This window comes from Citrobacter sp. Cpo030, assembly GCF_030333005.1.
In the GTDB taxonomy this organism is placed as follows: Bacteria; Pseudomonadota; Gammaproteobacteria; order Enterobacterales; family Enterobacteriaceae; genus Citrobacter; species Citrobacter portucalensis.
Genome location: NZ_JAOWGT010000066.1, coordinates 137,350 through 158,853, shown reverse-complemented (window position 1 = coordinate 158,853; position 21,504 = coordinate 137,350). Strand labels below are relative to the sequence as shown.

The following is a 21,504-nucleotide window of genomic DNA, read 5'->3' as shown; positions in this document are numbered from 1 at the left end:
CCGGATGGGCTTTTTTGCGTCTGTGCGGGATGAAAACCGCCGGATGCGGCGTGCCGCCTTATCCGGCCTGCAGGGGCTGGACTGAACGTATTTTGTAGGCCTGATAAGCGCAGCGCATCAGGCACATCGCAGCACCATCGGGTGCAAAGCAATATCCAAAACCTCCATAACACAAGCCTTCCTGCGGCATATGCGGTAAACCCCCCAATCTGAATTTTCTGTATTACCTCCCGAAAATATCAGGATCGCCTGCGACAGTTACGTGTACCTTTATCTATTAGTAAGGGTCTATCCGGAGAATAAAGTGTTCGGAAAAATGGTATTAAACTACATGCCGGGGCTAAAAAATTTATTAGCGTACGATAAAAGCTGGCTAAAATATGATGTTAAAGCCGGGTTATCCGTTGCTGCCGTAGCACTACCGGTTGCGATTGCTTACGCTGAGTTGGCGGGAGTCGGGGCTATCGTCGGGTTATATTCCTGCGTTTTGCCAATGCTAGCTTATGCGCTGTTTGGTTCTTCCCGCCAATTGATTGTTGGCCCTGATGCCACGACCTGCGCGGTAATTGCAGCCGTTGTAGTTCCTCTTTCTGCCGGAAACCCAGAACTTCACTGGCAGTTAACAATCGTCATGACCTTGATGATGGGAGGATGGTGTCTACTTGCCAGTAAATTTCGCCTGGGTGCGCTTGCTGACCTGCTTTCTCATCCCATTCTAACGGGCCTACTTAACGGCGTTGCCGTGACGATTATTGTCGGGCAACTCGGTAAGGTGTTGGGGATTACGCTTGATGAAGAGCAAGTGATTGAGAAGATCATTGCCCTGCCTGGCCGGCTCTCAGAAATTCATTTATTAACCTTAGGGATCTCCATCCTAACGTTAGCGATTTTAATCGCTATCAAAACGTTTCGTAGCCAATGGCCAGCACCGTTGATTGCTATTGTGATAACAACGGCGCTGGTATGGATTACATCTGCGCAGCAGTATGGGATTGCCACTATTGGGGGATCGGGCTTTCAGTCTGGTTTGCCCGTCGTTCACTGGGGCTCGTTTCAGCCTGGTCTGGCGCGTGATTTATTGATCCCTGCGCTGAACCTGGCGTTAGTCAGTTTTGTTAGTCTGATGCTCACCGCTCGCAGTTTTGCCGCGAAAAACGGATACGAAATAAATGCTGATGCTGAGTTCAGGGCTTTGGGTGTCGCGAATCTAATGTCTGGTTTATCTCAGGGGTTTGCGATTAGCGGAGCCGATTCCCGGACTGCGGTAAATGATTCCTCTGGAGGGAAAAGCCAGCTTGTTTCCGTTGTTGCTGCCTTAATCATCGGAATCGTCGTGGTATTTTTCACGCAGCCATTACAATTTATTCCGGTATCTGCATTAGGCATTGTTCTAATTTATGCATCGTGGTCATTAATTGATTTACGCGGACTCTGGAACCTGAGGCGAAGAAATAAACCCGCATTTCGCCTGGCGTTTTTCACCTTTGGCTGTGTTCTGATTATTGGTGTTATTCAGGGAATTGGCCTTGCGGTATTGCTAGGTCTGTTGCAGTTCCTGCGCACAGTTTTCCGTCCTACTGAACACTTATTGGGAATTGACGAAAATGGGATGATTCACTCATTAGGTAATTCAACTGATGTGAAAATGATCCCTGGCGTGTTGATGTACCGATTTAACTCACCGCTGACCTATTTTAATGTGGCCTATTTTAAGCGCCGTGTTTTGAATTTAGTCGATGGTGCTGCGCTACAACCGAAATGGGTGGTCATTGACGCCGTTTCTTGCTTTACCTATTCAGATATCAGCGTCCTGGCAACCATTAATGAGTTAAAACGGGATCTGAAGGGGCGGCAGATTAAGTTAATTCTTGCGGGCCGGAAAACGGAGTTAACACGCTGGTTTAAGGAGAGTCGACCGACAATGAAAGACGACGACATGATTCTTGCACCAGACCTTTATTTGGCGCTCCGGTTTATTCAAAGCAAAGAAAGCATGAGTGAGGATGAATCTGGCGTTGTTGAATAAAGCAGATTTAGGTAAATGATCAGGCTGGATGGAAGGTGCCTGTGGCGATGAGCATGCCCAGGCAATCATGTTGCTAAAAGGGGGACCAGCATCCGCGCGGGGACGGTGAGTTCCCCGGCAGAGCATTGATATCGGCAAGCTACCTGAAATATAAATAGTGTGACTGTTGTTAACCTTACTGTGTAAATGCGACAGATCGCTTAAATGCTATCCTTCCCATTGCTGGCTTCGAGCTCCCGAATCAAGCGCTTGTTGATCTTGCCGACGCTGGTTTTGGGAATTTCTGGGACTATCCTTATCTGTCGTGGGATCGCCCATTTAGTGATGTGGCCGCGGTCGACGAATCCTTGTAGATGTGCCGCTATGGCCTGCGGCTCCAGGTCTTCCCCTTCCTTGCAAACCACCAGAGCCAGGGGGCGTTCGCCCCACTGTTCATCAGGTATCCCGACGACGGCTACCGACCTGACAGCCGCGTGTGAGCTGATGAGGCTCTCCAGCTCCAGCGTGCTTATCCACTCACCGCCCGTCTTGATTACGTCTTTGATGCGATCCTTTATTTCCACTATCCCACGGGGATCGATAGAGGCAATGTCGCCGGTATGCAGCCAACTGCCATTCCATAGCTCAGCTCCTTTCTCGGGTTCCTTCAGGTAGCCCTGAGTCAGCCAAGGGGCTCGCACCACTATTTCACCCAGGGTTTCGCCGTCGTGCACTACCTCCCGACCTTCGCCATCGACGATACGCAGATCCACCAACGGAACAGGCAGGCCGGTCCGAATCCGCAGGGGTAGCTGCTCATCCATGGGAAGGGCCAGCTCGGCATCGCTTAAGTGGGTCATACAGAGCAGGGGACAGGTCTCAGACATGCCATAGCCGGCGTGAATGCGTATGCCCTTATGGTGGGCCTGTGTTGCCAGTCCAAGGGACAGTGAACTGCCACCCAGCAACATCTTCCATCCCGACAGGTCGGTCTGTGTGGCTTCGTCGCACTCAAGGATCATCTGCAAAATGGTTGGCACACAGTGCGAGAAGGTTACACCCTCATCGCGATAGAACCGCACCAGCTTGTTGGGTTCGTAACGACCGGGGTATACCTGCTTCACACCCAGCATTGTTGCGACATAGGGAGCGCCCCAGGCGTGCACGTGAAACATAGGAGTGATCGGCATGTAGACATCGTTCGATCGTAGCAGCGACTGTCCCTCGTGGGCTGCCAGGAGGCCCAGTTCATTGAGCGTGTGCAGGACCAGCTGACGATGGCTGAAGTAGACCCCTTTGGGATTGCCCGTGGTTCCAGTGGTGTAGAACAAGGTCGCTATCGAGTTTTCATCGAAGTCGGGGAAGTCAAAGCGATCTCCCGCTGCGGCCTGAAGGGTCTCATACTCCCCCAGCACCGGCAGGCTGGTTGCCTTCGATTCTTCGTCGCTAAGCTGGATGTATCCCCGGACAGTGGTTAGCGTTTCTGCCAGTGACTCGACAACCGGCAAGAAGTCGTCGTGCACCAGTACCAGGTTGTCCTCGGCATGATTCATGGTGTAAGCGATTTGGTCCGCCGAGAAGCGGACGTTCACCGTGTGTAGCACGGCACCAATCATAGGCACCGCAAAGAAGCACTCGAGGGCGCGATGGCTGTCCCAATCTAAGAGGGCGACGGTGTCTCCAGGCATGACACCGGCCGCTGTCAGCATGTTTGCCAGGCGATGGATACGCTGTTTGAGGGTGCGATAGTCGTAACGCAACTTGTCGGCGTAGACGATTTCTCGCTCGGGATGAGAACGCCCACCCGACAGCAGCAAGCTCTTGATCAGCAGCGGATAGGTATGGGCTCCCTGCGCTGACTGTATGACTCTTGTTTTCACCATCCAGGTTCCTCGTTGACTCATTATTTGCTCGGTATGATGGCAATTGTAGATGAAGGTTGGTATTTACTCCCTGGCGTTTGCTTCAGATGTCGAGGCGGCGCACCAACTCCAGCCCCTGGGGATGAATGTGCGTACCCTGCAACGCCATCTGGAAGAGGGTGGTGCGACCTTCAGCGAGCTTATCAATGAAATGCGGCGCGACCTGGCGCTCCCGCAACAGTATTGTGTCCATGGTTGTTCAGATAAATTACTCAAATCTGGCCTACGGTTAAGCACGCCAGAAAAAGAGGTGTGTCTGATACCGCTATATTTTTTGCCGTACTATGGTGGTTCCAGTGAAGGTTTAAGTGTCGTGATGAGGTGGGGTAGGAGTTGCTGTGGTCAGAAAGATAAGAAATCTCGCGGAGCCCAGAAAGCAAAAAACCCGCCATAGGCGGGTTCTTCTAAATAGTGGTGCCCGGACTCGGAATCGAACCAAGGACACGGGGATTTTCAATCCCCTGCTCTACCGACTGAGCTATCCGGGCAACGGGGCGCATTAAACCGTATTCACGTCTGTCAGTCAATCAAATTTCTGGAAACATTGTTCAACCGCTTAATATTGCGGCAATCTGCATGGTTATGCCTGAAGTTTGCACAAATCTATCCGGCAGAGGCGACGAAAACAGGTAATGCTCGCTTAGGTCAGCGCACCGCCCATTCGGCACTGGGCAAAGCGCAGGATATCTTCAGCCAGGCGGTGTGCCGTTTCGACATCAGCATGGCTACGATTAACCAGCATGCGGCTCAGGCAGCCTTCCAGCACCAGTTCCATCTGTTTGGCGACCATTGCCGGGTCGTCAACTTCCAGCGTAGTCAGCAGCTCATGGGTGAAGTCATGTGCCGCCTTTTTTTGCTGATCGGCTAACTGATGGATCGGATGCCCGGGATCGGGGTAAAACGTACAGGCGGCGATGAACAGACAGCCGGGATAGCGATTATTGCTCACGCATTCGGACAGCGCAGTGTAGCGCGCCAGTAATTTCTGCTCAGCGCTCAGCGTGTCATCCAGCAAAAGCTGACGCCGCCAGATATCCACCCGCTGGCTGAGGTAGCGTAGCGCATCGTACAGAATGGCCTCTTTATCGGGCCAAAAGCGCTGCAGTTCATCCAGAGGATAATCGATGCGTTCGGCCACCATTTCCAGCGTGGTATTGGCTATCCCTTGCACCTCAAGTAATTTCAGGGCTTCTCCCAGGACATCTTCACGTTGCACGGTATTCTCCTCCGTATTTCCTGTTGCAAGTGTCGCTCACGGTTGGCGATCGCGCAAATGTGCGCTGAAGGTCGCGGCATCCATAAAGCCCGTAACCCGAGCTTCCGGGTGCTCTTTCCCATCGGCATCAAAGAACAAGATAGTCGGCAAACCTAAAACCTGTAGATGTTTCAGGAGAGCGACATCCTGGGCATTGTTTGCTGTCACATCTGCCTGCAATAGCACCGTGTTGCCTAGCGCTTGCTGAACCTGCGGATTACTGAACGTGTACTTTTCAAATTCCTTACAGGCTACACACCAGTCGGCATACAGATCCAGCATGACTGGCCTGCCTTTAGCTTGCGCCAGTGCTTGATTTAACGCATCTACCGATGCCACCGGCGTGAAGTTAAGATGTGCCTGGGTTTGAGCATGTGGTGCGCCGAACGCCCAGTCTTGCAATGGACGCACGCTTACCAGTGCTGCGGCTAACAGGACAATCTGCACGATACGCATCCAGGCGCGCTTTGCCTGTAGGCTGGTGATGAACGCCCAGCCAAAGAACGCGACGGCTAGCAGTGACCATAAGCGAACGCCCCACTCGTCGCCAACGATACGTTCGAGTAAGAAGACGGGAAGCGCCAGAATGACAAAGCCAAAAGCGGTTTTGACATGTTCCATCCATGGGCCACTTTTAGGCAGCAGGCGGTTGCCAAATACGGTAATCAGCATCAGGGGGAATCCCATCCCCAACGCATACAGATACAGTGTGCCGCCTCCCAGCCACATGTTCCCGCTCTGAGCGATATACAGCAAAATCGCGCTTAGCGGGGCCGTTGTGCAAGGAGAACAGATGAGGCCAGCAATCGCCCCCATCGCAAAGACGCTGCCGGGAGATCCGCCTTGCTGGCGGTTACTCATTAGCGTGAGGCGCGTTTGAAGCGATGAGGGCAGTTGCAGCGTGAACAGGCCAAACATCGACAGAGCCAGCAGCGTAAAGATGACGGCAAGGCCAATCAGGACGTAGGGATGCTGAAGCGCAGCCTGGAACTGCAAACCGGCGGCTGCAACAACCAAACCCAGCGCGGTATAGGTGAGCGCCATACCTTGAACGTAGATAAACGTCAGCAGCAATGCCCGTCCGGTTGATAAGCGTTGCTTGCCACCCAGTACGATACCGGAAATCAGCGGATACATCGGCAGTACGCAAGGCGTAAATGCGATACCAATTCCGATCAGCAATGCCCACAGCGCGGAGAAGGGGAGTTGGGCCGTGGGCTGCGGTTTCTCTTGCGGATCTGCAGTGGCTGGGGCTGGCGCAGGGGCCGCCGCAGAACCGGCAGACACTTCACTTAATGGCACCGTTTTTGTTTCTGGCGGATAGCAAAATCCGGCGTCGGCGCAGCCCTGGTATGTGATCGTTAATGTTGCGCCAGACTCAGACTGATTGACCGTGATCGGGACAGTCAGCTGTTTACGGTAAATCTCACTTTTGCCGTAAAACTCATCTTCATGCCAGACGCCTGGCGGCAGTTTTACCTCAGCAATATCGGCCTGAGATGGCGTAATGTTTATCTGTTTGCGATACAGATAGTAGCCATCTTTAACCTGCCATGTGAGGTTCAGATCGTGTTGGTTTTGCTGAAAATCAAAAACAAACGCCCGATCGGCAGGAACAAACTGCGAGCGGCCAGGCGCGTCAAATAATCCGGCAAAGGTAGATGTGCTGCACAGCAGCAGGATCAGCGTAAGGATGCGTTGAGCCATGAGCGGTAATCAAAGTCTCCGTGAGTGACGGGTAAAACCAGAAGTTCAGGCGTTTGATACGGATGATGTGACTTCAGGCAATCGAGAAGGGCTTGCTGGTGTGTGACGGTGGTTTTTAAAATCATCTGGACTTCATATTCCTGTTCCAGTTTGCCTTCCCAATAGTAGAGGGAGGTCGCACCGGGTAGCAGGGTCACGCAGGCAGCCAGCTTTTCCGCCAGCACTTTGGCGGCCAGATCCTGGGCGGTTGCTTCATCCGGGGCGGTACAGAGCACCACAACGGTATCGGGGATGGAAATATCCTGACTCTTTACATCAAGCATAAACACCTCGAAAGAACAGAGTAACCAGCAAAAGAATGGTCACTATACAACGGACGAGGGAAGGATGTTAGTTAAAGCGGGGTGGGGAGGAGGAACTGCAGGGCGCCCAGGCACCCTGCAGGAAAAACTTACAGCATGAAGCTGCCCAGCAAGAAGCCGAAGCAGACAGCCAGAACCACACCCAGAGTACCCGGGATGAAGAACGGATGGTTAAAGACGAATTTACCGATGCGAGTTGTACCGGTGTCATCCATCTGAACTGCCGCAACCAGAGTTGGGTAGGTTGGCAGAATGAACAGGCCAGAAACCGCGGCGAAAGACGCAACAGCAGTCAGTGGGGAAACGTTCAGAGCCAGAGCCATCGGCATCAGTGCTTTAGCGGTTGCAGCCTGAGAGTACAGCAGTGCAGAAGCAAAGAAGAAGATGACAGCCAGCAGCCACGGATGACCCTGAATTACGCTACCTGCAGTATCTTTGATCCAGTCAATGTTGTGAGATACGAAGGTATCACCCAGCCATGCAACACCCAGGATACAAATACAGGCGCTCATACCGGCTTTGAAAGTACTGGAGTTCAGGATGGAGTCAGTTTCAACGCGGCAGATGATCGTGGTCAGCGTCGCGATGCTCAGCATGATGATCAGGATTGCGTTGGTGGTGTTCATCAGCGGTTTAGCGACCAGACCGAGGCTTGGGCTGTTGACGATCGCATATACGACGACACAAACCACGCCCAGCAGGAACAACCAAACAGAAGTTTTTGCGCCAGCTTTGATTTCAACTTGTCTTTCACCACGCAGTTCAACCAGGCCTTCTTCCAGACGCTTACGATAAATCGGGTCGTCAGACAGTTTGGAGTTGAACAGTGCAGTTACCAGGAAGGACATGACCAGAACAGCCAGCAGGGTGGACGGAATGACCACGGACAGCAGGTGAATGTAGCTGATGCCATGACCTTCCATTACAGAGGACATGTAAACCACGGCTGCGGAGATTGGAGACGCCGTAATCGCAATCTGTGCAGAAACCACTGCAGTAGAGAGCGGGCGGCAAGGTTTGATCCCTTGTTCTTTCGCAACTTCGGCGATAACTGGCAGCGTTGCCAGAGAGATGTTGCCGGTACCTGCGAAGATGGTCAGGAAATAGGTCACGATAGGTGCAAGGATCGTGATGTATTTCGGGTTTTTACGCAGCAGTTTTTCAGTTTGATGAACCAGATAGTCCAGACCACCTGCAATCTGCATAGCTGAAATGGCAGCGATAACCGCCATGATGATGGAAATAACATCGAACGGGATATTACCGGGTTTTACGCCGATAGCGGCGAGAACCAGAACACCCAGCCCACCTGCAAATCCAATACCGATACCCCCAAGTCTGGCACCTAAAAAGATTGCCAGCAAAACGATGATAAGTTCTAAAACTATCATATTAGCCTTCCTTGTTGTTTAACAAGTTGATATTAAATTGTTGTTTTTAAGTAACTTCGAGTAAGAAAAAAGGCACGTCATCATGACGTGCCTTCTCCGGTACTACCCTACACGATTACTGTTCGCTTTCATCAGTATAACGTTTTGCTTTATAAGCAGGGTGCATCAGGTTCTGTGCAGAGAAGATATCGTCCAGTTCAGACTCGGTCAACAGACCGCGCTCCAGGACAACTTCACGTACGCTCTTACCGGTTTCGGCACAAATTTTACCGACGATGTCGCCGTTGTGGTGACCAATGAACGGGTTGAGGTAAGTAACGATGCCGATGGAGTTGAATACAAACGCTTCACAGACTTCTTTGTTAGCAGTGATACCACTAACGCATTTTTCCAGCAGGTTGTAGCAAGCGTTGCTCAGAATGTGAATGGATTCAAACATTGCCTGACCAATGACCGGCTCCATTACGTTCAGCTGCAGCTGACCAGCTTCAGATGCCATGGTTACAGTGATGTCGTTACCGATGACTTTGAAGCACACCTGGTTTACGACTTCCGGAACAACCGGGTTCACTTTAGCTGGCATGATAGAAGAACCAGCCTGCAGTTCCGGCAGGTTGATCTCGTTCAGACCTGCACGCGGACCAGAGGAGAGCAAACGCAGGTCGTTACAGATTTTGGACATCTTCACAGCCAGACGTTTCAGTGCGCCGTGCACCATAACGTATGCGCCACAGTCAGAAGTTGCTTCAATCAGGTCTTCTGCCGGAACACAGGCGAAGCCGGTGACTTCAGCCAGTTTCTGTACTGCCAGCGGAGAGTACTCTTTCGGTGTGTTCAGACCAGTACCGATTGCTGTTGCGCCGAGGTTAACTTCCAGCAGCAGCTCAGCGGTACGGCTAATGTTTTTCACTTCTTCTTTCAACAGTACGCTAAAAGCATGGAATTCCTGACCGAGGGTCATCGGTACAGCATCCTGCAGCTGGGTACGACCCATTTTCAGGATGTCCTGGAATTCAACAGCTTTTTTCTCGAAGCCTTCACGCAGCTGGTTCAGTGCATCAACCAGTTTGATGATGGATGCGTATACAGCGATACGGAAGCCAGTTGGGTATGCGTCGTTGGTAGACTGACATTTGTTAACGTGGTCGTTCGGGTTCAGGTACTGATATTCACCTTTCTGGTGACCCATCAGTTCCAGACCGATATTGGCCAGAACTTCGTTGGTGTTCATGTTGACGGAGGTACCCGCACCACCCTGGTAAACGTCTACCGGGAACTGATCCATGCATTTTCCGTTATTCAGGACTTCATCACACGCCGCGATGATGGCATTTGCCACACTCTTAGGAATGGTTTGCAGCTCTTTGTTGGCCATAGCCGCTGCCTTTTTAACCATTACCATACCGCGAACAAATTCAGGAATATCGCTGATTTTGTTGTTGCTAATGTAGAAGTTTTCAATCGCTCTCAGAGTGTGGACACCGTAGTAGGCGTCCGCTGGAACTTCCCTGGTACCCAACAAGTCTTCTTCGATACGAATGTTGTTTAACATGTGAACCTTCTTTTTCAAGCTGCCAATGATTTGACTAAACACACAGGATATATGTGATTTCGATTGTTTCTCGACCGACGATTATCCCCTGCATCGGTCTGATACCCGAGATCATATGCTGGTTAAGGATTTCTACCGTAATCTGGATCACTTAAAGCGTGGAATTTACCCCTTATTTATTATTCTGTGAAATGGATCACCCCTTTGTGATTAACCCCAAATATTAGTGTACAAGGCACTTGAAATTTTGCTAACCACCACAATATCAAATCGATGCGATTAACATAATTTTTCGAACAGAAGTTGAACAAAACGGCTGTTATTAACAGGAGATCCCTTTGCGCTGGATACCATTGCTTGCCATTTTTCTCTATGTTTACATAGAGATATCTATTTTTATTCAGGTTGCCCATGTGATGGGCGTCCTGATGACGCTGATTTTGGTTATTTTTACGTCGGTTATCGGTATGTCTCTGGTTCGTAATCAGGGATTTAAGAACTTTTTACTGATGCAACAAAAAATGGCGGCTGGTGAAAGTCCGGCTGCAGAAATGATCAAAAGCGTATCATTGATTATCGCTGGCCTGTTGTTGGTGCTGCCTGGTTTTTTCACCGATTTCCTCGGTCTTCTTCTTTTATTACCCCCGGTGCAAAAACATCTGACGATGAAACTGCTGCCACATTTGCGTTTTTCGCGTATGCCTGGCGGTGGTTTTAGCGCCGGAACCGGCGGCGGTGAGACTTTTGATGGTGAATTTCAGCGTAAAGATGACAAGCGCGACAGCATCGAACATAAAGACGATCGTCGGGATTAAGCATCAGTATGTAGGCCGGATAAGCGTTAGCGCCATCCGGCAAAAGTGTTTATCGGCCGGATGATGGCGTCAACGTTGCCTTTTCCGGCCTGCGGGGTAAAAACAGCCACAGCCCTGCCAGCATAATCAACGCGTACAGACTCTTCCAGCCGACCATCGCCAGCAGCAACAGACACAGCAGACCGCCAATGACCGCCAGCGCGCGATAATGCCCTTTTAGTAATCGACAACCCGCCAACATGCACAACAAATAAATCATAATAAAGATGCCGTTGGCGTAGACGATTAACGCATCGAGATTGATTTGCAGCATATAGATGCACAGAGTACTGACTACGCAGCAGCCCAATACGGCGTTAAGCGCATTGCGCGGAAGGTGGCGGGGGGACAGACGAGCCAGATAACTCTCCGGCTTATACTGCGCTTGCGACCAGACCAGCCGGGCGAAGCTTTGTATATAAATGTTGAGGCTGGCAAAACAGGCCAGATAACCAATGATGCAGGCGACCCACAGAGCTTGTACGCCAAACAGTTGCACGACGATCTCTGGCAGCGACGCTGCGGCCGCCATTTGCTCGCCGTAGGCACCAAAATGGAGAACGACAACGGTGCATGCCCAATAAACAGACCCCGCCAACAGCAGGCCGATCATCAGTGCGCGTGGGAAGTCTCGCTCCGGATTTTTGAATTCGGACGCCAGGTGGGCAAACGCTTCAAGGCCGACAAAACACCAGAACATCACCGACAGCGCGGCGAACAGGCCAGGAAGCTCGATGTCGGTAATTGCAGGGAAGGGGATTTCGCCTGGTTTCAGATCGCCCGCCCACCAGATAGCAACAATGAGGGCAACAATCAGTCCGGCAATGACCGTTTGCAGATTAGCGCTTGAGCTTGCGCCGCGGGAGCCGATGTACCAAACCAATGCCAGCGTACCGAGCTCAGCCAGCAGAAGCTGCTCGTCATGCCAGCCAAACATCGCCTGACCGAATCCGGCGGCGATATGCAATGCCGCAGGCAAGCCGACAGGAATGACCGACAAAAATAACCATCCGGTGACGCGCTCCAGGCGCGAACCAAAGGCCATGCCGACAAAATGCGCCACACCGCCTGCGCTGGGAAAATGACGACCCAGTACGGCGAAGACAATCGCTACGGGAAAGACCAAAACAATCAGCGCCGGCCATGCCCACAGGCTGTTGTTGCCCGCAACCAGTGCGGCCAGCACGGGGACGGCAAAAACGCCTGTACCCAACAATGATGTCGACAACAGGCCAACGCCCTGAGCCAGTCCCAGCTCTTGTTTCAGTCCGCTCATAAGTTGTTATCCGGTTATGCCCATTGACCGGGCTACAGCGCAGATTTTTGATGGTATCACAATCAGATTTGCTTATGACGACGTGACTGAAATCGTTATGAAATGTGAGGTGCGTCGGCGTTTTGACGGGATTTTCTGCTGATAAAAAATTTTTTTCGCTTGCCCCCTTGAAGGCACAAAACCCCATCCCCATCTCTCTGGTCACTAGCCGGGAAACCGTTTACGGGCCGGCGTCACCCATAACTGATAAAGACTTTCTCAAAGGAGAGCTATCAATGAGTATTCGTCCGTTACATGATCGTGTGATCGTCAAACGTAAAGAAGTTGAATCCAAATCTGCTGGCGGCATCGTACTGACTGGTTCTGCAGCAGGTAAATCAACTCGTGGCGAAATCATCGCTGTCGGTAAGGGTCGCATCCTGGACAACGGTACCGTACAGCCGCTGGACGTGAAAGTCGGCGATATCGTTATTTTCAACGATGGCTACGGTGTTAAATCTGAGAAGATCGACAATGAAGAAGTGTTGATCATGTCTGAAAGCGACATCCTGGCGATTGTTGAAGCCTAATCCGCGAACGACACTGAACATACGAATTTAAGGGAAAGAGAAAATGGCAGCTAAAGACGTAAAATTCGGTAACGACGCTCGTGTGAAAATGCTGCGCGGCGTAAACGTACTGGCAGATGCAGTGAAAGTTACCCTCGGTCCAAAAGGCCGTAACGTAGTTCTGGATAAATCTTTCGGTGCACCGACCATCACTAAAGATGGTGTTTCCGTAGCACGTGAAATCGAACTGGAAGACAAGTTCGAAAACATGGGTGCGCAGATGGTGAAAGAAGTTGCCTCTAAAGCGAACGACGCTGCAGGTGACGGTACCACCACCGCAACCGTACTGGCTCAGTCCATCATCACTGAAGGTCTGAAAGCCGTTGCTGCGGGCATGAACCCGATGGATCTGAAACGTGGTATCGACAAAGCTGTCGCTGCTGCTGTTGAAGAACTGAAAGCATTGTCCGTACCGTGCTCCGACTCTAAAGCTATTGCTCAGGTTGGTACCATCTCCGCTAACTCCGACGAAACCGTAGGTAAACTGATCGCTGAAGCGATGGACAAAGTCGGTAAAGAAGGCGTGATCACCGTTGAAGACGGTACTGGTCTGCAGGACGAACTGGACGTGGTTGAAGGTATGCAGTTCGACCGTGGCTACCTGTCTCCTTACTTCATCAACAAGCCGGAAACTGGCGCAGTAGAGCTGGAAAGCCCGTTCATCCTGCTGGCTGACAAGAAAATCTCCAACATCCGCGAAATGCTGCCGGTTCTGGAAGCTGTAGCGAAAGCAGGCAAACCGCTGCTGATCATCGCTGAAGATGTTGAAGGCGAAGCGCTGGCAACTCTGGTTGTTAACACCATGCGCGGTATCGTGAAAGTCGCTGCGGTTAAAGCACCTGGCTTCGGCGATCGTCGTAAAGCAATGCTGCAGGATATCGCTACCCTGACCGGTGGTACCGTTATCTCTGAAGAGATCGGTATGGAGCTGGAAAAAGCAACTCTGGAAGATCTGGGTCAGGCGAAACGCGTTGTTATCAACAAAGATACCACCACCATCATTGATGGCGTGGGCGACGAAGCTGCAATCCAGGGTCGCGTGACTCAGATTCGTCAGCAGATCGAAGAAGCAACTTCCGACTATGACCGTGAAAAACTGCAGGAGCGCGTAGCGAAACTGGCAGGCGGCGTTGCGGTTATCAAAGTTGGTGCTGCGACTGAAGTTGAAATGAAAGAGAAGAAAGCCCGCGTTGAAGATGCCCTGCACGCTACCCGTGCTGCGGTAGAAGAAGGCGTGGTTGCTGGTGGTGGTGTTGCGCTGATTCGCGTAGCGTCTAAAATTGCCGGCCTGAAAGGTCAGAACGAAGACCAGAATGTAGGTATCAAAGTTGCGCTGCGCGCAATGGAATCCCCACTGCGTCAAATCGTACTGAACTGCGGCGAAGAGCCGTCTGTAGTGGCTAACACCGTGAAAGCTGGTGACGGTAACTACGGTTACAACGCTGCAACTGAAGAATACGGCAACATGATCGACATGGGTATCCTGGATCCAACCAAAGTAACTCGTTCTGCTCTGCAGTACGCGGCTTCTGTTGCGGGTCTGATGATCACCACCGAGTGCATGGTTACCGACCTGCCGAAAGGCGATGCGCCTGACTTAGGCGCTGCCGGTATGGGTGGCATGGGTGGTATGGGCGGCATGATGTAATTGCCCACACCCTGCATCCTTCAGGCCGCAGATGCGTTGGCTGCGTTTGCTAACCCCAGTCACTTACTTGAGTAAGCTCCTGGGGATTAACAAACTGGCCGCCTTCCTGCAACCAGAATGATTTGGGTGCTCATCTCCCAGAATTGAGAAACCCTCGGGCAGAAATGTCCGGGGGTTTTTCTTTTGGTCATCTTTTTAGTATATGATTCAGCTACGGACAAAACGTCCAACTAATTGATTATGGGGAATGACATGCACGTGAAATATTTAGCAGGGATCGTTGGTGCCGCGCTACTGATGGCGGGTTGTAGCTCCAGCAACGAACTGAGTTCTGCCGGGCAAAGCGTACGTTTTGTTGAAGACAAGCCTGGTGCAGAGTGCCAATTGATAGGCACCGCAACCGGTAAGCAAAGCAACTGGCTTTCAGGCCAGCACGGCGAAGAGGGCGGCTCAATGCGTGGCGCAGCAAACGATCTGCGTAACCAGGCTGCGGCAATGGGCGGTAACGTGATTTATGGCGTCAGCAGCCCATCGCAGGGAATGCTGTCCAGCTTTGTTCCTACCGCCAGTGAGATGATTGGTCAGGTTTATAAGTGCCCTAACTGATTACACTTCATCCTTCAAGCTGCCTCTTTGTTGACTGCGCTATGAAACCCCAGTCACATAGTTATCTATGCTCCTGGGGATTTCTTCGCTTGCCGCCGCGATGCAGATTGAATGATTTTGTGTAATAAAGTGGCCTGGACAGGCTCATGCAATCGTAGGCCTGATAAGCGCAGCGCCATCAGGCATTCTGAGTTTTATGCGCAGACTGAACGCGTAAATGATGCAGTGCGCGCAGGCACTGATCCTGATTGAGCTTTTGCGCCTTATCACCCGTCAACGTTCTGACAAACACCTGGCACGGTACACCGGCAAGTTTTTTCAGCCGCGGGCTGAAGTCGAGAAGGCGGCGAGTAATGGCTTCGGCTTCTTTGCTACCGGAAAGGGCGCGAGTTTTCACTACCGAACCACAGAACTGGGCTTTTCCTTTATCATCTTTATAGCGGTAAATAATCGCCAGATAATGATTAAACAGGTTATGTTTCCATTCGGGTTGTGTATAAGAGTCGTATTCCAGATTGTCGTTTTGCTGACAATCAACATCGTACAGCGGCAGGAAATCCAGCAGCGATGTTATTCGTAGCGCGAGTTCTCTCATGCCAGCATTATTTATTGCGTGAATAATTGCATGCGCAAACACCTGAATCTGTAATTCATTAACCAGTAATTCGCATGTTTGTCCGTCATGTAACGTCAGAGAAAATGTTAAATTCTCGCCTTTGTCATCCACTAACATCAGCGAATTTATGCGACGGTTAATATCCGCATTTTTTAGTTCATCTTCCTGAATTGACGGAATATTCTCGTGCATTTTTTTGCTGGCTTTATCGCATGTCTTTTCATATTGCATACGCTCGTCTTTGTTTAGCTGAGAAATGGCGAACAGCCGGCTCTCCAGCGCGATAAGCAGGTCTCTAAGTCCAAGTGGAGAGAGAAAAAAGAGAGATTCTTTGTTTCTTGGTTCTTTTATTTTTAATGCCATGGCAACAAATTCATTCTTTTGGCGAATAATGCCAGTATTAATGCCCTTAATACTTATAGCCATAAAAGGTTCTCCTTAACCATATATTTATTAATATTCTGTATTTGAAACTATTGATAATGTTTACGAATGAATGATTGAACTGCGCTAATTAAAATAGCACAGATTAAAAGCGAGGCTCCACTTGTGGAGATTTAAATAATAATTAATCGTGGTGAGTGTCCGGAATCGGACACTCAGTAATGGCTATTGTTGGCGTAACTGCAGATCCAGCGGTGTTTTACTTGGCTCTCCACCAATTTCACGCGCCAGTTTGGGGACCATATAGCCGGAAACTAGCGTCAGAAGCTCACGCATAATGCGACGCGCTTCATCGTCGCTGACCATAAAGTGTGCGGCACCCTGCACTTTATCCAGCACGTGCAGGTAATAGGGCATCACACTGGCATCAAACAGTGCGTTGCTAAGGTTAGCCAGGGTTTGTGCGTTATCGTTTACGTCACGCAGCAATACGCTTTGGTTGAGTAACGTAACGCCCGCGGCGCGCAGACTGCTCATCGCCTGGCGAAACGTCTCATCAATTTCATTGGCATGGTTAATGTGATTGACCAGCAGAATCTGCAAGGAGGAGTGCGCAAAACGCTCGACCAGTCCTTCTGTAATGCGCGCCGGGATCACTATTGGCAAACGGCTGTGAATACGCAGACGCTTAATGTGCGGGATAGCTTCCAGTTGCGTGAGCAACCAGTCCAGTTCGTGGTCCTTGGCCATTAACGGATCGCCACCAGAGAAGATGATTTCATCCAGCTCAGGGTGCGCGTTAATGTAGTCGAGGGCGACCTGCCAGTTGCGCTTATTGCCTTGGTTTTCGGCGTATGGGAAGTGTCGGCGGAAGCAATAGCGACAATTTACCGCGCAACCGCCTTTAACCAGCAGCAGTGCCCGATTGCGATATTTATGCAGCAGACCGGGAACCACGCTGTGCTGTTCTTCCAGTGGGTCGGTTGAGTAGCCTGGCGCGGCCACAAACTCTTCCTGGGCAGTCAGCACCTGACGTAAAAGCGGATCGTCCGGGTTGCCTTTCTCCATGCGGGCAATAAACGCACGCGGCACGCGCAGGGCGAAAAGCCGTCTCGCGTCGCGTCCGGCCAACAGTTTTTCATCTGCATCTATGTTCAAAAGATGCAGAAGTTCATCGGGATCGGTCACAACATCGGCAAGTTGCGATAACCAATCTTCTCTGGATGGGGTATTTAGGGTTACAATATGCGCCATTTTGTGGCTTAGCTACCAGTTAACAATTTTCAGAGGGCCTTATGGCAACGTACTATAGCAACGATTTTCGTGCTGGTCTTAAAATCATGTTGGACGGCGAACCTTATGCGGTTGAAGCCAGCGAATTCGTTAAACCAGGTAAAGGCCAGGCGTTTGCGCGCGTTAAGCTGCGTCGCCTGCTGACCGGTACTCGCGTAGAGAAAACCTTCAAGTCTACTGACTCCGCTGAAGGCGCAGACGTAGCCGACATGAACCTGACCTTCCTGTATAGCGACGGTGAGTTCTGGCACTTTATGAATAACACCACTTTCGAACAGTTGGCTGCAGACGAGAAAGCGGTAGGCGATAACGCCAAATGGCTGCTGGACCAGGCTGAATGCATCGTGACCCTGTGGAACGGTCAGCCGATCTCCGTAACTCCGCCGAACTTCGTTGAGCTGGAAGTTGTTGAAACCGACCCAGGTCTGAAAGGTGATACCGCTGGTACTGGCGGCAAACCGGCTACCCTGTCTACCGGCGCAGTCGTTAAAGTTCCGCTGTTCGTACAGATCGGCGAAGTGATCAAAGTGGATACCCGCTCCGGCGAATACGTTTCTCGCGTAAAATAAGCCTTCTATTTGATCTTATGGCGCAGGTTGCTGCGCCATACTTTTTCCAGGGCAGGAATGATGAAACGTCTTCTCGGTCTTGTAATGCTACTCCTTTTCACCAGCACTCTCCTGACGGGTTGCAATACCGCGCGCGGCTTCGGTGAAGACATCAAACATCTTGGCAATTCAATCTCTCACGCCGCCAGCTAATCCTTTCATATAGTCTTAAAAACGGTTGTTTATCCATCACACTCCCGGATCTTGTCTATTATTAAGTAGCTATACACAAACAATATTGGCTAGAAAAGGAAGACGTTATGGTTAAGAAGACAATTGCTGCGATCTTTTCTGTGTTGGTACTTTCTTCCGTTTTAACCGCGTGTAATACCACACGAGGCGTAGGACAGGATATTTCTGAAGGCGGTAGCGCCATTTCTGGTGCAGCGACAAAAGCTCAGCAATAATGAAGAACGGTACGACGTCGTGTCGTACCGTTAATCACCCTTCCCTGGGAGTGAAAGGAACGGCGAGAAGCGGTTCCCCAGGTGCAGTTTCATACGGATATTCCGCTTATAGGTGTAGACCGTTTTGCCATGAATGCTGAGCGCGGCGGCAATGGCATTGTTACTCACACCATCCATCCACATTGATAATACTTTCTCCTCCTGCGGCGTAAGCAAAGGCGTGGCATTTTTGGCTATTTCTAATGCGGGGCGAACCTGAAGCGCTTCCTGAATTGTGTGGGAGAGTGTGTTCAGCGTGGTGTGCTTGGTCAAGACCGAATGGGCTACGGATTGAGAGGGCACGATGGGGGCATGCTGTCTGTCTGCTGATTGCAGTAAAATTAGTGGGATGACGCCACAACTCATAAAAAAAGGTTTAATTGGCGGACTGGAGTGCGTCTCGCTAATAAAACTGTATAAATCCGCGATCACCAGATGCGGTTTCCATTGCAAAATATGCTCTTTTGCTAACAGGAGATTATTGATTCCTGATACCAGAAATGAGGAGCTGAACCTGCCAGAATGATTAAGCAAGGCCTCTATCCCTGTGCGGGTAAAGTGGCACCGGTCAATCACTAAAATTTTAAGCATAAACGTTTCGCATTCAGAAGAGGGGCAATCGACTTTCTGGTTTCAGAAAGCCCTTCATCATAGAGAACTCCGATGAGTGCCAAATGCGGGAACTACGCCGCTAATTATGCTTAATTCTTGCTTTTGCAGGCAGTGAATAAAAAGGTTGAAATTCATTTTCTTCCGGGCAAAAATGCCATTTCACACATCAGCTTTGCAGGACGACCTGCAAACGCTTCTTTCACCGGGGACGGCCCCATTGTTCTGGAGCCTGATATGTCCTGGATCGTTTTATTAATTGCAGGTTTGCTCGAAGTCGTCTGGGCGATTGGCCTGAAATACACCCACGGTTTTACGCGTCTTACGCCAAGCATTATCACTATTGCGGCGATGATCGTCAGTATCGCCATGCTCTCCTGGGCAATGCGCACGTTGCCTGTAGGAACCGCTTATGCGGTCTGGACCGGTATTGGCGCTGTTGGGGCGGCCATTACAGGAATTTTGCTGCTGGGTGAGTCTGCCAGCCCGGCACGTTTGCTGAGCCTTGGGCTGATCGTTGCTGGCATTATTGGTCTGAAGCTGAGCACTCACTAAGCGCCGGGCTGTTTCACCCAAATCAGTTTATTCACCTCAAACCCTTCCCGGGTCGCGATGGCTAACATTTGCTGTTTCATTTCATCTGAAATAGTAGGGGTCCGTGAAAGGATCCACAGGTAGTCGCGATCCGGACCACAAACCAGCGCGTGACGATATTCCCTGTCGAGTGCAATTACGTTATACCCGCCATAGAAGGGGCCGAAGAACGAAACCTTAAGCGCGGCTCTGCTTGGGTCGCCGGTGAAATAGGCTTTCCCTTCCGTTTTCTGCCACATCTCCCTGTCAGGGTTATAGCCCTTATTAATAACGTTGATGCCGCCGTCGTCGCGCAAGCTGTACGTTGCGGTCACTTTATCCAACCCGCGCTCGAAACGATGGTCGAAGCGCGCAATTTCATACCAGGTTCCCAGATAGCGTTTGGCATCAAAGTTATTTACCACGGTAACGCCTTTCGGCGGTGTCGGGGAGCTGCACGCGACAACCAGGAATGCAGCCGTAACTGCAGCAACGACGGGCAAAATGCGCATGGGATTTTCCTTGCTGTATTTTTGTTAAGTGTAGATGACAACAGGAAAAAAAGAGAAAGAAAGGAGGCCCAATATCCTGGGCCTCATCGTCAGTTATTGCAGCTTTTCAAGAATGCGCCAGGCCGCCTCGACACGGACAGGGTTAGGATAGCTTTTGTTTGCCAGCATCACGATGCCAAGGTTTTTTTCTGGAACGAAGGCTACGTAGCTGCCAAATCCACCAGTGGAGCCCGTTTTATGCACCCATGAGGCTTTCACTGCGGGGGCGGGCGGGTTTACCTCAACGGCGGGAAGCGCTGCCAATGCTACTTTGCTGTCGCTGCCGTTGATGATCGAATCGGCTTTCAGCGGCCAGTTCAGCATCTCCCAGCCTAATCCCTGGTACATATCGCCAATACGCCAGTAGCGAGACTGCGCAAGCTCAATGCCCTGTTGGAGCGTTTTCTCCTGAACGTGGCTGGCGTCCATGTTGGCCTGTACCCAGTGGGCCATATCGATAACGCTGGATTTCACGCCATAGGCTTCGGCGTCAAGTTGTCCCGGAGAAACGTGTACAGGTTTCCCTTCGCGATAGCCCCAGGCATAATCTTTTTGTTCGCTCTGTGGAACCGTAATCCAGGTATGCGCCAGCTTTAATGGCTGCAGAACGCGTCTGGTCATCGCCTCTTCGTAGCTCATACCGGAGGGTTTCACCGCCAGCGTGCCAAACAGACCAATGCTGGAGTTAGCGTAAAGACGCTTAGCGCCCGGAGTCCATTGTGGTTGCCAGTTTTGATAAAAGCGCAGTAATGCGGCTTTATCCGTAACGTCATCGGGGATCTGCAGCGGTAGGCCGCCTGCCGTATAGGTGGCTAAGTGCAGCAGACTGATACCCTGCCACTGTTTGCCTGTCAGTTCTGGCCAGTATTTCGTGACCGGATCGCTGAGCTTAATTTCGCCGCGGGCGATAGCGTCGCCGCCCAACACGCCGTTAAACGTCTTACTGACCGACCCTAGCTCAAACAGCGTTTGCTGCGTGACTGGGTGGTTATTGGCGATATCGGCTTTACCCCAGGTAAAATAATAGGGTTTTCCCTGGTAGATAACCGCAACGGCCATACCCGGAATAGCCTGCTCCTGCATCAGCGGTGTGATGGTGCGGTTAACGATATCGGCAATCTGTTGTTCTGTTTTTGCGGCGGCAAACGTGGAGAAAGAGGCTGTCAGCAGCAGCGCGCAGCATATCGATTTTTTCATCATGAAATCAGTTCCGTAATTAAAAGCAAAAGGGTGTCCGG

Annotated in this window: 22 protein-coding genes and 1 tRNA gene; 9 read left to right on the top strand and 14 right to left on the bottom strand. The window is 51.1% G+C overall.

Annotated elements, in window-relative coordinates:
- Positions 1–304 precede the first annotated feature (304 nt).
- Entirely contained in the window at positions 305–2,026 is a 1,722-nt protein-coding gene (locus tag OGY37_RS12940) for a SulP family inorganic anion transporter (protein WP_286620970.1), read from the top strand.
- 200 nt (positions 2,027–2,226) lie between these two features.
- On the opposite strand, the gene OGY37_RS12935 is transcribed toward OGY37_RS12940, so the two are convergent.
- The 8 genes from OGY37_RS12935 to aspA all read right to left on the bottom strand — a co-directional run bounded on the left by OGY37_RS12935 (position 2,227) and on the right by aspA (position 10,194).
- Positions 2,227–3,888 (bottom strand): fatty acid--CoA ligase, encoded by a 1,662-nt coding sequence (locus OGY37_RS12935; protein ID WP_286620969.1) that lies wholly within the window; start codon positions 3,886–3,888, stop codon positions 2,227–2,229.
- An 82-nt stretch (positions 3,889–3,970) separates the two neighbouring features.
- A complete protein-coding gene (locus OGY37_RS12930) occupies positions 3,971–4,120 on the bottom strand; it encodes a hypothetical protein (protein ID WP_166465262.1) in 150 nt (49 codons plus the stop codon).
- Positions 4,121–4,339: 219 nt separating this feature from the next.
- Positions 4,340–4,415, bottom strand: a tRNA-Phe gene (locus tag OGY37_RS12925).
- 152 nt (positions 4,416–4,567) lie between these two features.
- Positions 4,568–5,143 carry a transcriptional regulator gene (locus OGY37_RS12920; protein ID WP_008785982.1) on the bottom strand — a complete coding sequence of 192 codons (576 nt, stop codon included), beginning with the start codon at positions 5,141–5,143 and terminating at the stop codon, positions 4,568–4,570.
- 36 nt (positions 5,144–5,179) lie between these two features.
- Positions 5,180–6,889 (bottom strand): protein-disulfide reductase DsbD, encoded by a 1,710-nt coding sequence (locus OGY37_RS12915; protein ID WP_286620968.1) that lies wholly within the window; start codon positions 6,887–6,889, stop codon positions 5,180–5,182.
- Positions 6,865–7,212 (bottom strand): divalent cation tolerance protein CutA, encoded by a 348-nt coding sequence (gene cutA, locus OGY37_RS12910; protein WP_003025447.1) that lies wholly within the window; start codon positions 7,210–7,212, stop codon positions 6,865–6,867. Before cutA ends, OGY37_RS12915 begins: the two co-directional genes overlap by 25 nt.
- Before the next feature lie 128 nt (positions 7,213–7,340).
- A complete protein-coding gene (dcuA, locus tag OGY37_RS12905) occupies positions 7,341–8,642 on the bottom strand; it encodes an anaerobic C4-dicarboxylate transporter DcuA (RefSeq protein ID WP_003830670.1) in 1,302 nt (433 codons plus the stop codon).
- Positions 8,643–8,757: 115 nt separating this feature from the next.
- The gene (aspA, locus tag OGY37_RS12900) at positions 8,758–10,194 is read right to left on the bottom strand and encodes an aspartate ammonia-lyase (protein WP_003830668.1); all 1,437 of its coding nucleotides are present in this window, start codon (positions 10,192–10,194) and stop codon (positions 8,758–8,760) included.
- Between the two features lie 338 nt (positions 10,195–10,532).
- Between aspA and OGY37_RS12895 the strand changes: the two genes are divergently transcribed.
- Positions 10,533–11,009 (top strand): FxsA family protein, encoded by a 477-nt coding sequence (locus OGY37_RS12895; protein ID WP_003025457.1) that lies wholly within the window; start codon positions 10,533–10,535, stop codon positions 11,007–11,009.
- 49 nt (positions 11,010–11,058) lie between these two features.
- Here OGY37_RS12895 and yjeH read toward each other — a convergent pair whose 3' ends face one another.
- The gene (yjeH, locus tag OGY37_RS12890; RefSeq protein WP_286620967.1) at positions 11,059–12,324 is read right to left on the bottom strand and encodes an L-methionine/branched-chain amino acid transporter; all 1,266 of its coding nucleotides are present in this window, start codon (positions 12,322–12,324) and stop codon (positions 11,059–11,061) included.
- 275 nt (positions 12,325–12,599) lie between these two features.
- Here yjeH and OGY37_RS12885 point away from each other — a divergent pair, with 275 nt between their 5' ends.
- From OGY37_RS12885 to OGY37_RS12875, 3 genes are all read left to right on the top strand, one after another.
- Positions 12,600–12,893, top strand: a complete 294-nt coding sequence (locus OGY37_RS12885) for a co-chaperone GroES (RefSeq protein ID WP_000027827.1) — start codon at positions 12,600–12,602, stop codon at positions 12,891–12,893.
- A 43-nt stretch (positions 12,894–12,936) separates the two neighbouring features.
- Positions 12,937–14,580, top strand: a complete 1,644-nt coding sequence (gene groL, locus OGY37_RS12880; protein ID WP_003830576.1) for a chaperonin GroEL — start codon at positions 12,937–12,939, stop codon at positions 14,578–14,580.
- 252 nt (positions 14,581–14,832) lie between these two features.
- Positions 14,833–15,186: a DUF4156 domain-containing protein gene (locus OGY37_RS12875; RefSeq protein ID WP_003025468.1), complete on the top strand. Its 354-nt coding sequence runs from the start codon at positions 14,833–14,835 to the stop codon at positions 15,184–15,186.
- 178 nt (positions 15,187–15,364) lie between these two features.
- On the opposite strand, the gene yjeJ is transcribed toward OGY37_RS12875, so the two are convergent.
- Positions 15,365–16,228: a YjeJ family protein gene (yjeJ, locus tag OGY37_RS12870; RefSeq protein WP_286620966.1), complete on the bottom strand. Its 864-nt coding sequence runs from the start codon at positions 16,226–16,228 to the stop codon at positions 15,365–15,367.
- 183 nt (positions 16,229–16,411) lie between these two features.
- Entirely contained in the window at positions 16,412–17,440 is a 1,029-nt protein-coding gene (gene epmB / locus OGY37_RS12865) for an EF-P beta-lysylation protein EpmB (RefSeq protein ID WP_063941665.1), read from the bottom strand.
- 41 nt (positions 17,441–17,481) lie between these two features.
- On the opposite strand from epmB, the gene efp reads away from it, so the two are divergent.
- From efp to ecnB, 3 genes are all read left to right on the top strand, one after another.
- Complete coding sequence (gene efp / locus OGY37_RS12860; RefSeq protein ID WP_003025478.1) at positions 17,482–18,048, top strand: elongation factor P; 567 nt, start codon at positions 17,482–17,484, stop codon at positions 18,046–18,048.
- 57 nt (positions 18,049–18,105) lie between these two features.
- The gene (ecnA, locus tag OGY37_RS12855; protein ID WP_003830568.1) at positions 18,106–18,240 is read left to right on the top strand and encodes a lipoprotein antitoxin entericidin A; all 135 of its coding nucleotides are present in this window, start codon (positions 18,106–18,108) and stop codon (positions 18,238–18,240) included.
- A gap of 107 nt (positions 18,241–18,347) precedes the next feature.
- A complete protein-coding gene (ecnB, locus tag OGY37_RS12850; protein ID WP_003025482.1) occupies positions 18,348–18,494 on the top strand; it encodes a lipoprotein toxin entericidin B in 147 nt (48 codons plus the stop codon).
- Positions 18,495–18,524: 30 nt separating this feature from the next.
- Here ecnB and OGY37_RS12845 read toward each other — a convergent pair whose 3' ends face one another.
- Positions 18,525–19,124 carry a LuxR C-terminal-related transcriptional regulator gene (locus tag OGY37_RS12845; protein WP_003830562.1) on the bottom strand — a complete coding sequence of 200 codons (600 nt, stop codon included), beginning with the start codon at positions 19,122–19,124 and terminating at the stop codon, positions 18,525–18,527.
- Between the two features lie 255 nt (positions 19,125–19,379).
- Between OGY37_RS12845 and sugE the strand changes: the two genes are divergently transcribed.
- On the top strand, positions 19,380–19,697 hold the full coding sequence (gene sugE / locus OGY37_RS12840) for a quaternary ammonium compound efflux SMR transporter SugE (RefSeq protein WP_000118520.1): 318 nt from the start codon (positions 19,380–19,382) through the stop codon (positions 19,695–19,697).
- Here sugE and OGY37_RS12835 read toward each other — a convergent pair.
- Both OGY37_RS12835 and blaCMY read right to left on the bottom strand, forming a co-directional pair.
- Positions 19,694–20,227 carry a lipocalin family protein gene (locus OGY37_RS12835; protein ID WP_001221666.1) on the bottom strand — a complete coding sequence of 178 codons (534 nt, stop codon included), beginning with the start codon at positions 20,225–20,227 and terminating at the stop codon, positions 19,694–19,696. The two genes, sugE and OGY37_RS12835, sit on opposite strands and share 4 nt — an antisense overlap.
- A gap of 93 nt (positions 20,228–20,320) precedes the next feature.
- On the bottom strand, positions 20,321–21,466 hold the full coding sequence (gene blaCMY / locus OGY37_RS12830; RefSeq protein WP_286620965.1) for a CMY-2 family class C beta-lactamase: 1,146 nt from the start codon (positions 21,464–21,466) through the stop codon (positions 20,321–20,323).
- Positions 21,467–21,504 lie beyond the last annotated feature (38 nt).

Coding starts and splice junctions, on each gene's coding strand:
- epmB (WP_063941665.1), bottom strand. CDS start 17,440: ATGGCGCATATTGTAACCCTAAATACCCCATCCAGAGAAGATTGGTTA.
- blaCMY (WP_286620965.1), bottom strand. CDS start 21,466: ATGATGAAAAAATCGATATGCTGCGCGCTGCTGCTGACAGCCTCTTTC.
- OGY37_RS12885 (WP_000027827.1), top strand. CDS start 12,600: ATGAGTATTCGTCCGTTACATGATCGTGTGATCGTCAAACGTAAAGAA.
- OGY37_RS12930 (WP_166465262.1), bottom strand. CDS start 4,120: ATGGACACAATACTGTTGCGGGAGCGCCAGGTCGCGCCGCATTTCATT.
- OGY37_RS12875 (WP_003025468.1), top strand. CDS start 14,833: ATGCACGTGAAATATTTAGCAGGGATCGTTGGTGCCGCGCTACTGATG.
- dcuA (WP_003830670.1), bottom strand. CDS start 8,642: ATGATAGTTTTAGAACTTATCATCGTTTTGCTGGCAATCTTTTTAGGT.
- yjeJ (WP_286620966.1), bottom strand. CDS start 16,228: ATGGCTATAAGTATTAAGGGCATTAATACTGGCATTATTCGCCAAAAG.
- ecnB (WP_003025482.1), top strand. CDS start 18,348: ATGGTTAAGAAGACAATTGCTGCGATCTTTTCTGTGTTGGTACTTTCT.
- ecnA (WP_003830568.1), top strand. CDS start 18,106: ATGATGAAACGTCTTCTCGGTCTTGTAATGCTACTCCTTTTCACCAGC.
- aspA (WP_003830668.1), bottom strand. CDS start 10,194: ATGTTAAACAACATTCGTATCGAAGAAGACTTGTTGGGTACCAGGGAA.
- OGY37_RS12935 (WP_286620969.1), bottom strand. CDS start 3,888: ATGGTGAAAACAAGAGTCATACAGTCAGCGCAGGGAGCCCATACCTAT.
- OGY37_RS12845 (WP_003830562.1), bottom strand. CDS start 19,124: ATGCTTAAAATTTTAGTGATTGACCGGTGCCACTTTACCCGCACAGGG.
- yjeH (WP_286620967.1), bottom strand. CDS start 12,324: ATGAGCGGACTGAAACAAGAGCTGGGACTGGCTCAGGGCGTTGGCCTG.
- OGY37_RS12835 (WP_001221666.1), bottom strand. CDS start 20,227: ATGCGCATTTTGCCCGTCGTTGCTGCAGTTACGGCTGCATTCCTGGTT.
- OGY37_RS12915 (WP_286620968.1), bottom strand. CDS start 6,889: ATGGCTCAACGCATCCTTACGCTGATCCTGCTGCTGTGCAGCACATCT.
- efp (WP_003025478.1), top strand. CDS start 17,482: ATGGCAACGTACTATAGCAACGATTTTCGTGCTGGTCTTAAAATCATG.
- cutA (WP_003025447.1), bottom strand. CDS start 7,212: ATGCTTGATGTAAAGAGTCAGGATATTTCCATCCCCGATACCGTTGTG.
- sugE (WP_000118520.1), top strand. CDS start 19,380: ATGTCCTGGATCGTTTTATTAATTGCAGGTTTGCTCGAAGTCGTCTGG.
- groL (WP_003830576.1), top strand. CDS start 12,937: ATGGCAGCTAAAGACGTAAAATTCGGTAACGACGCTCGTGTGAAAATG.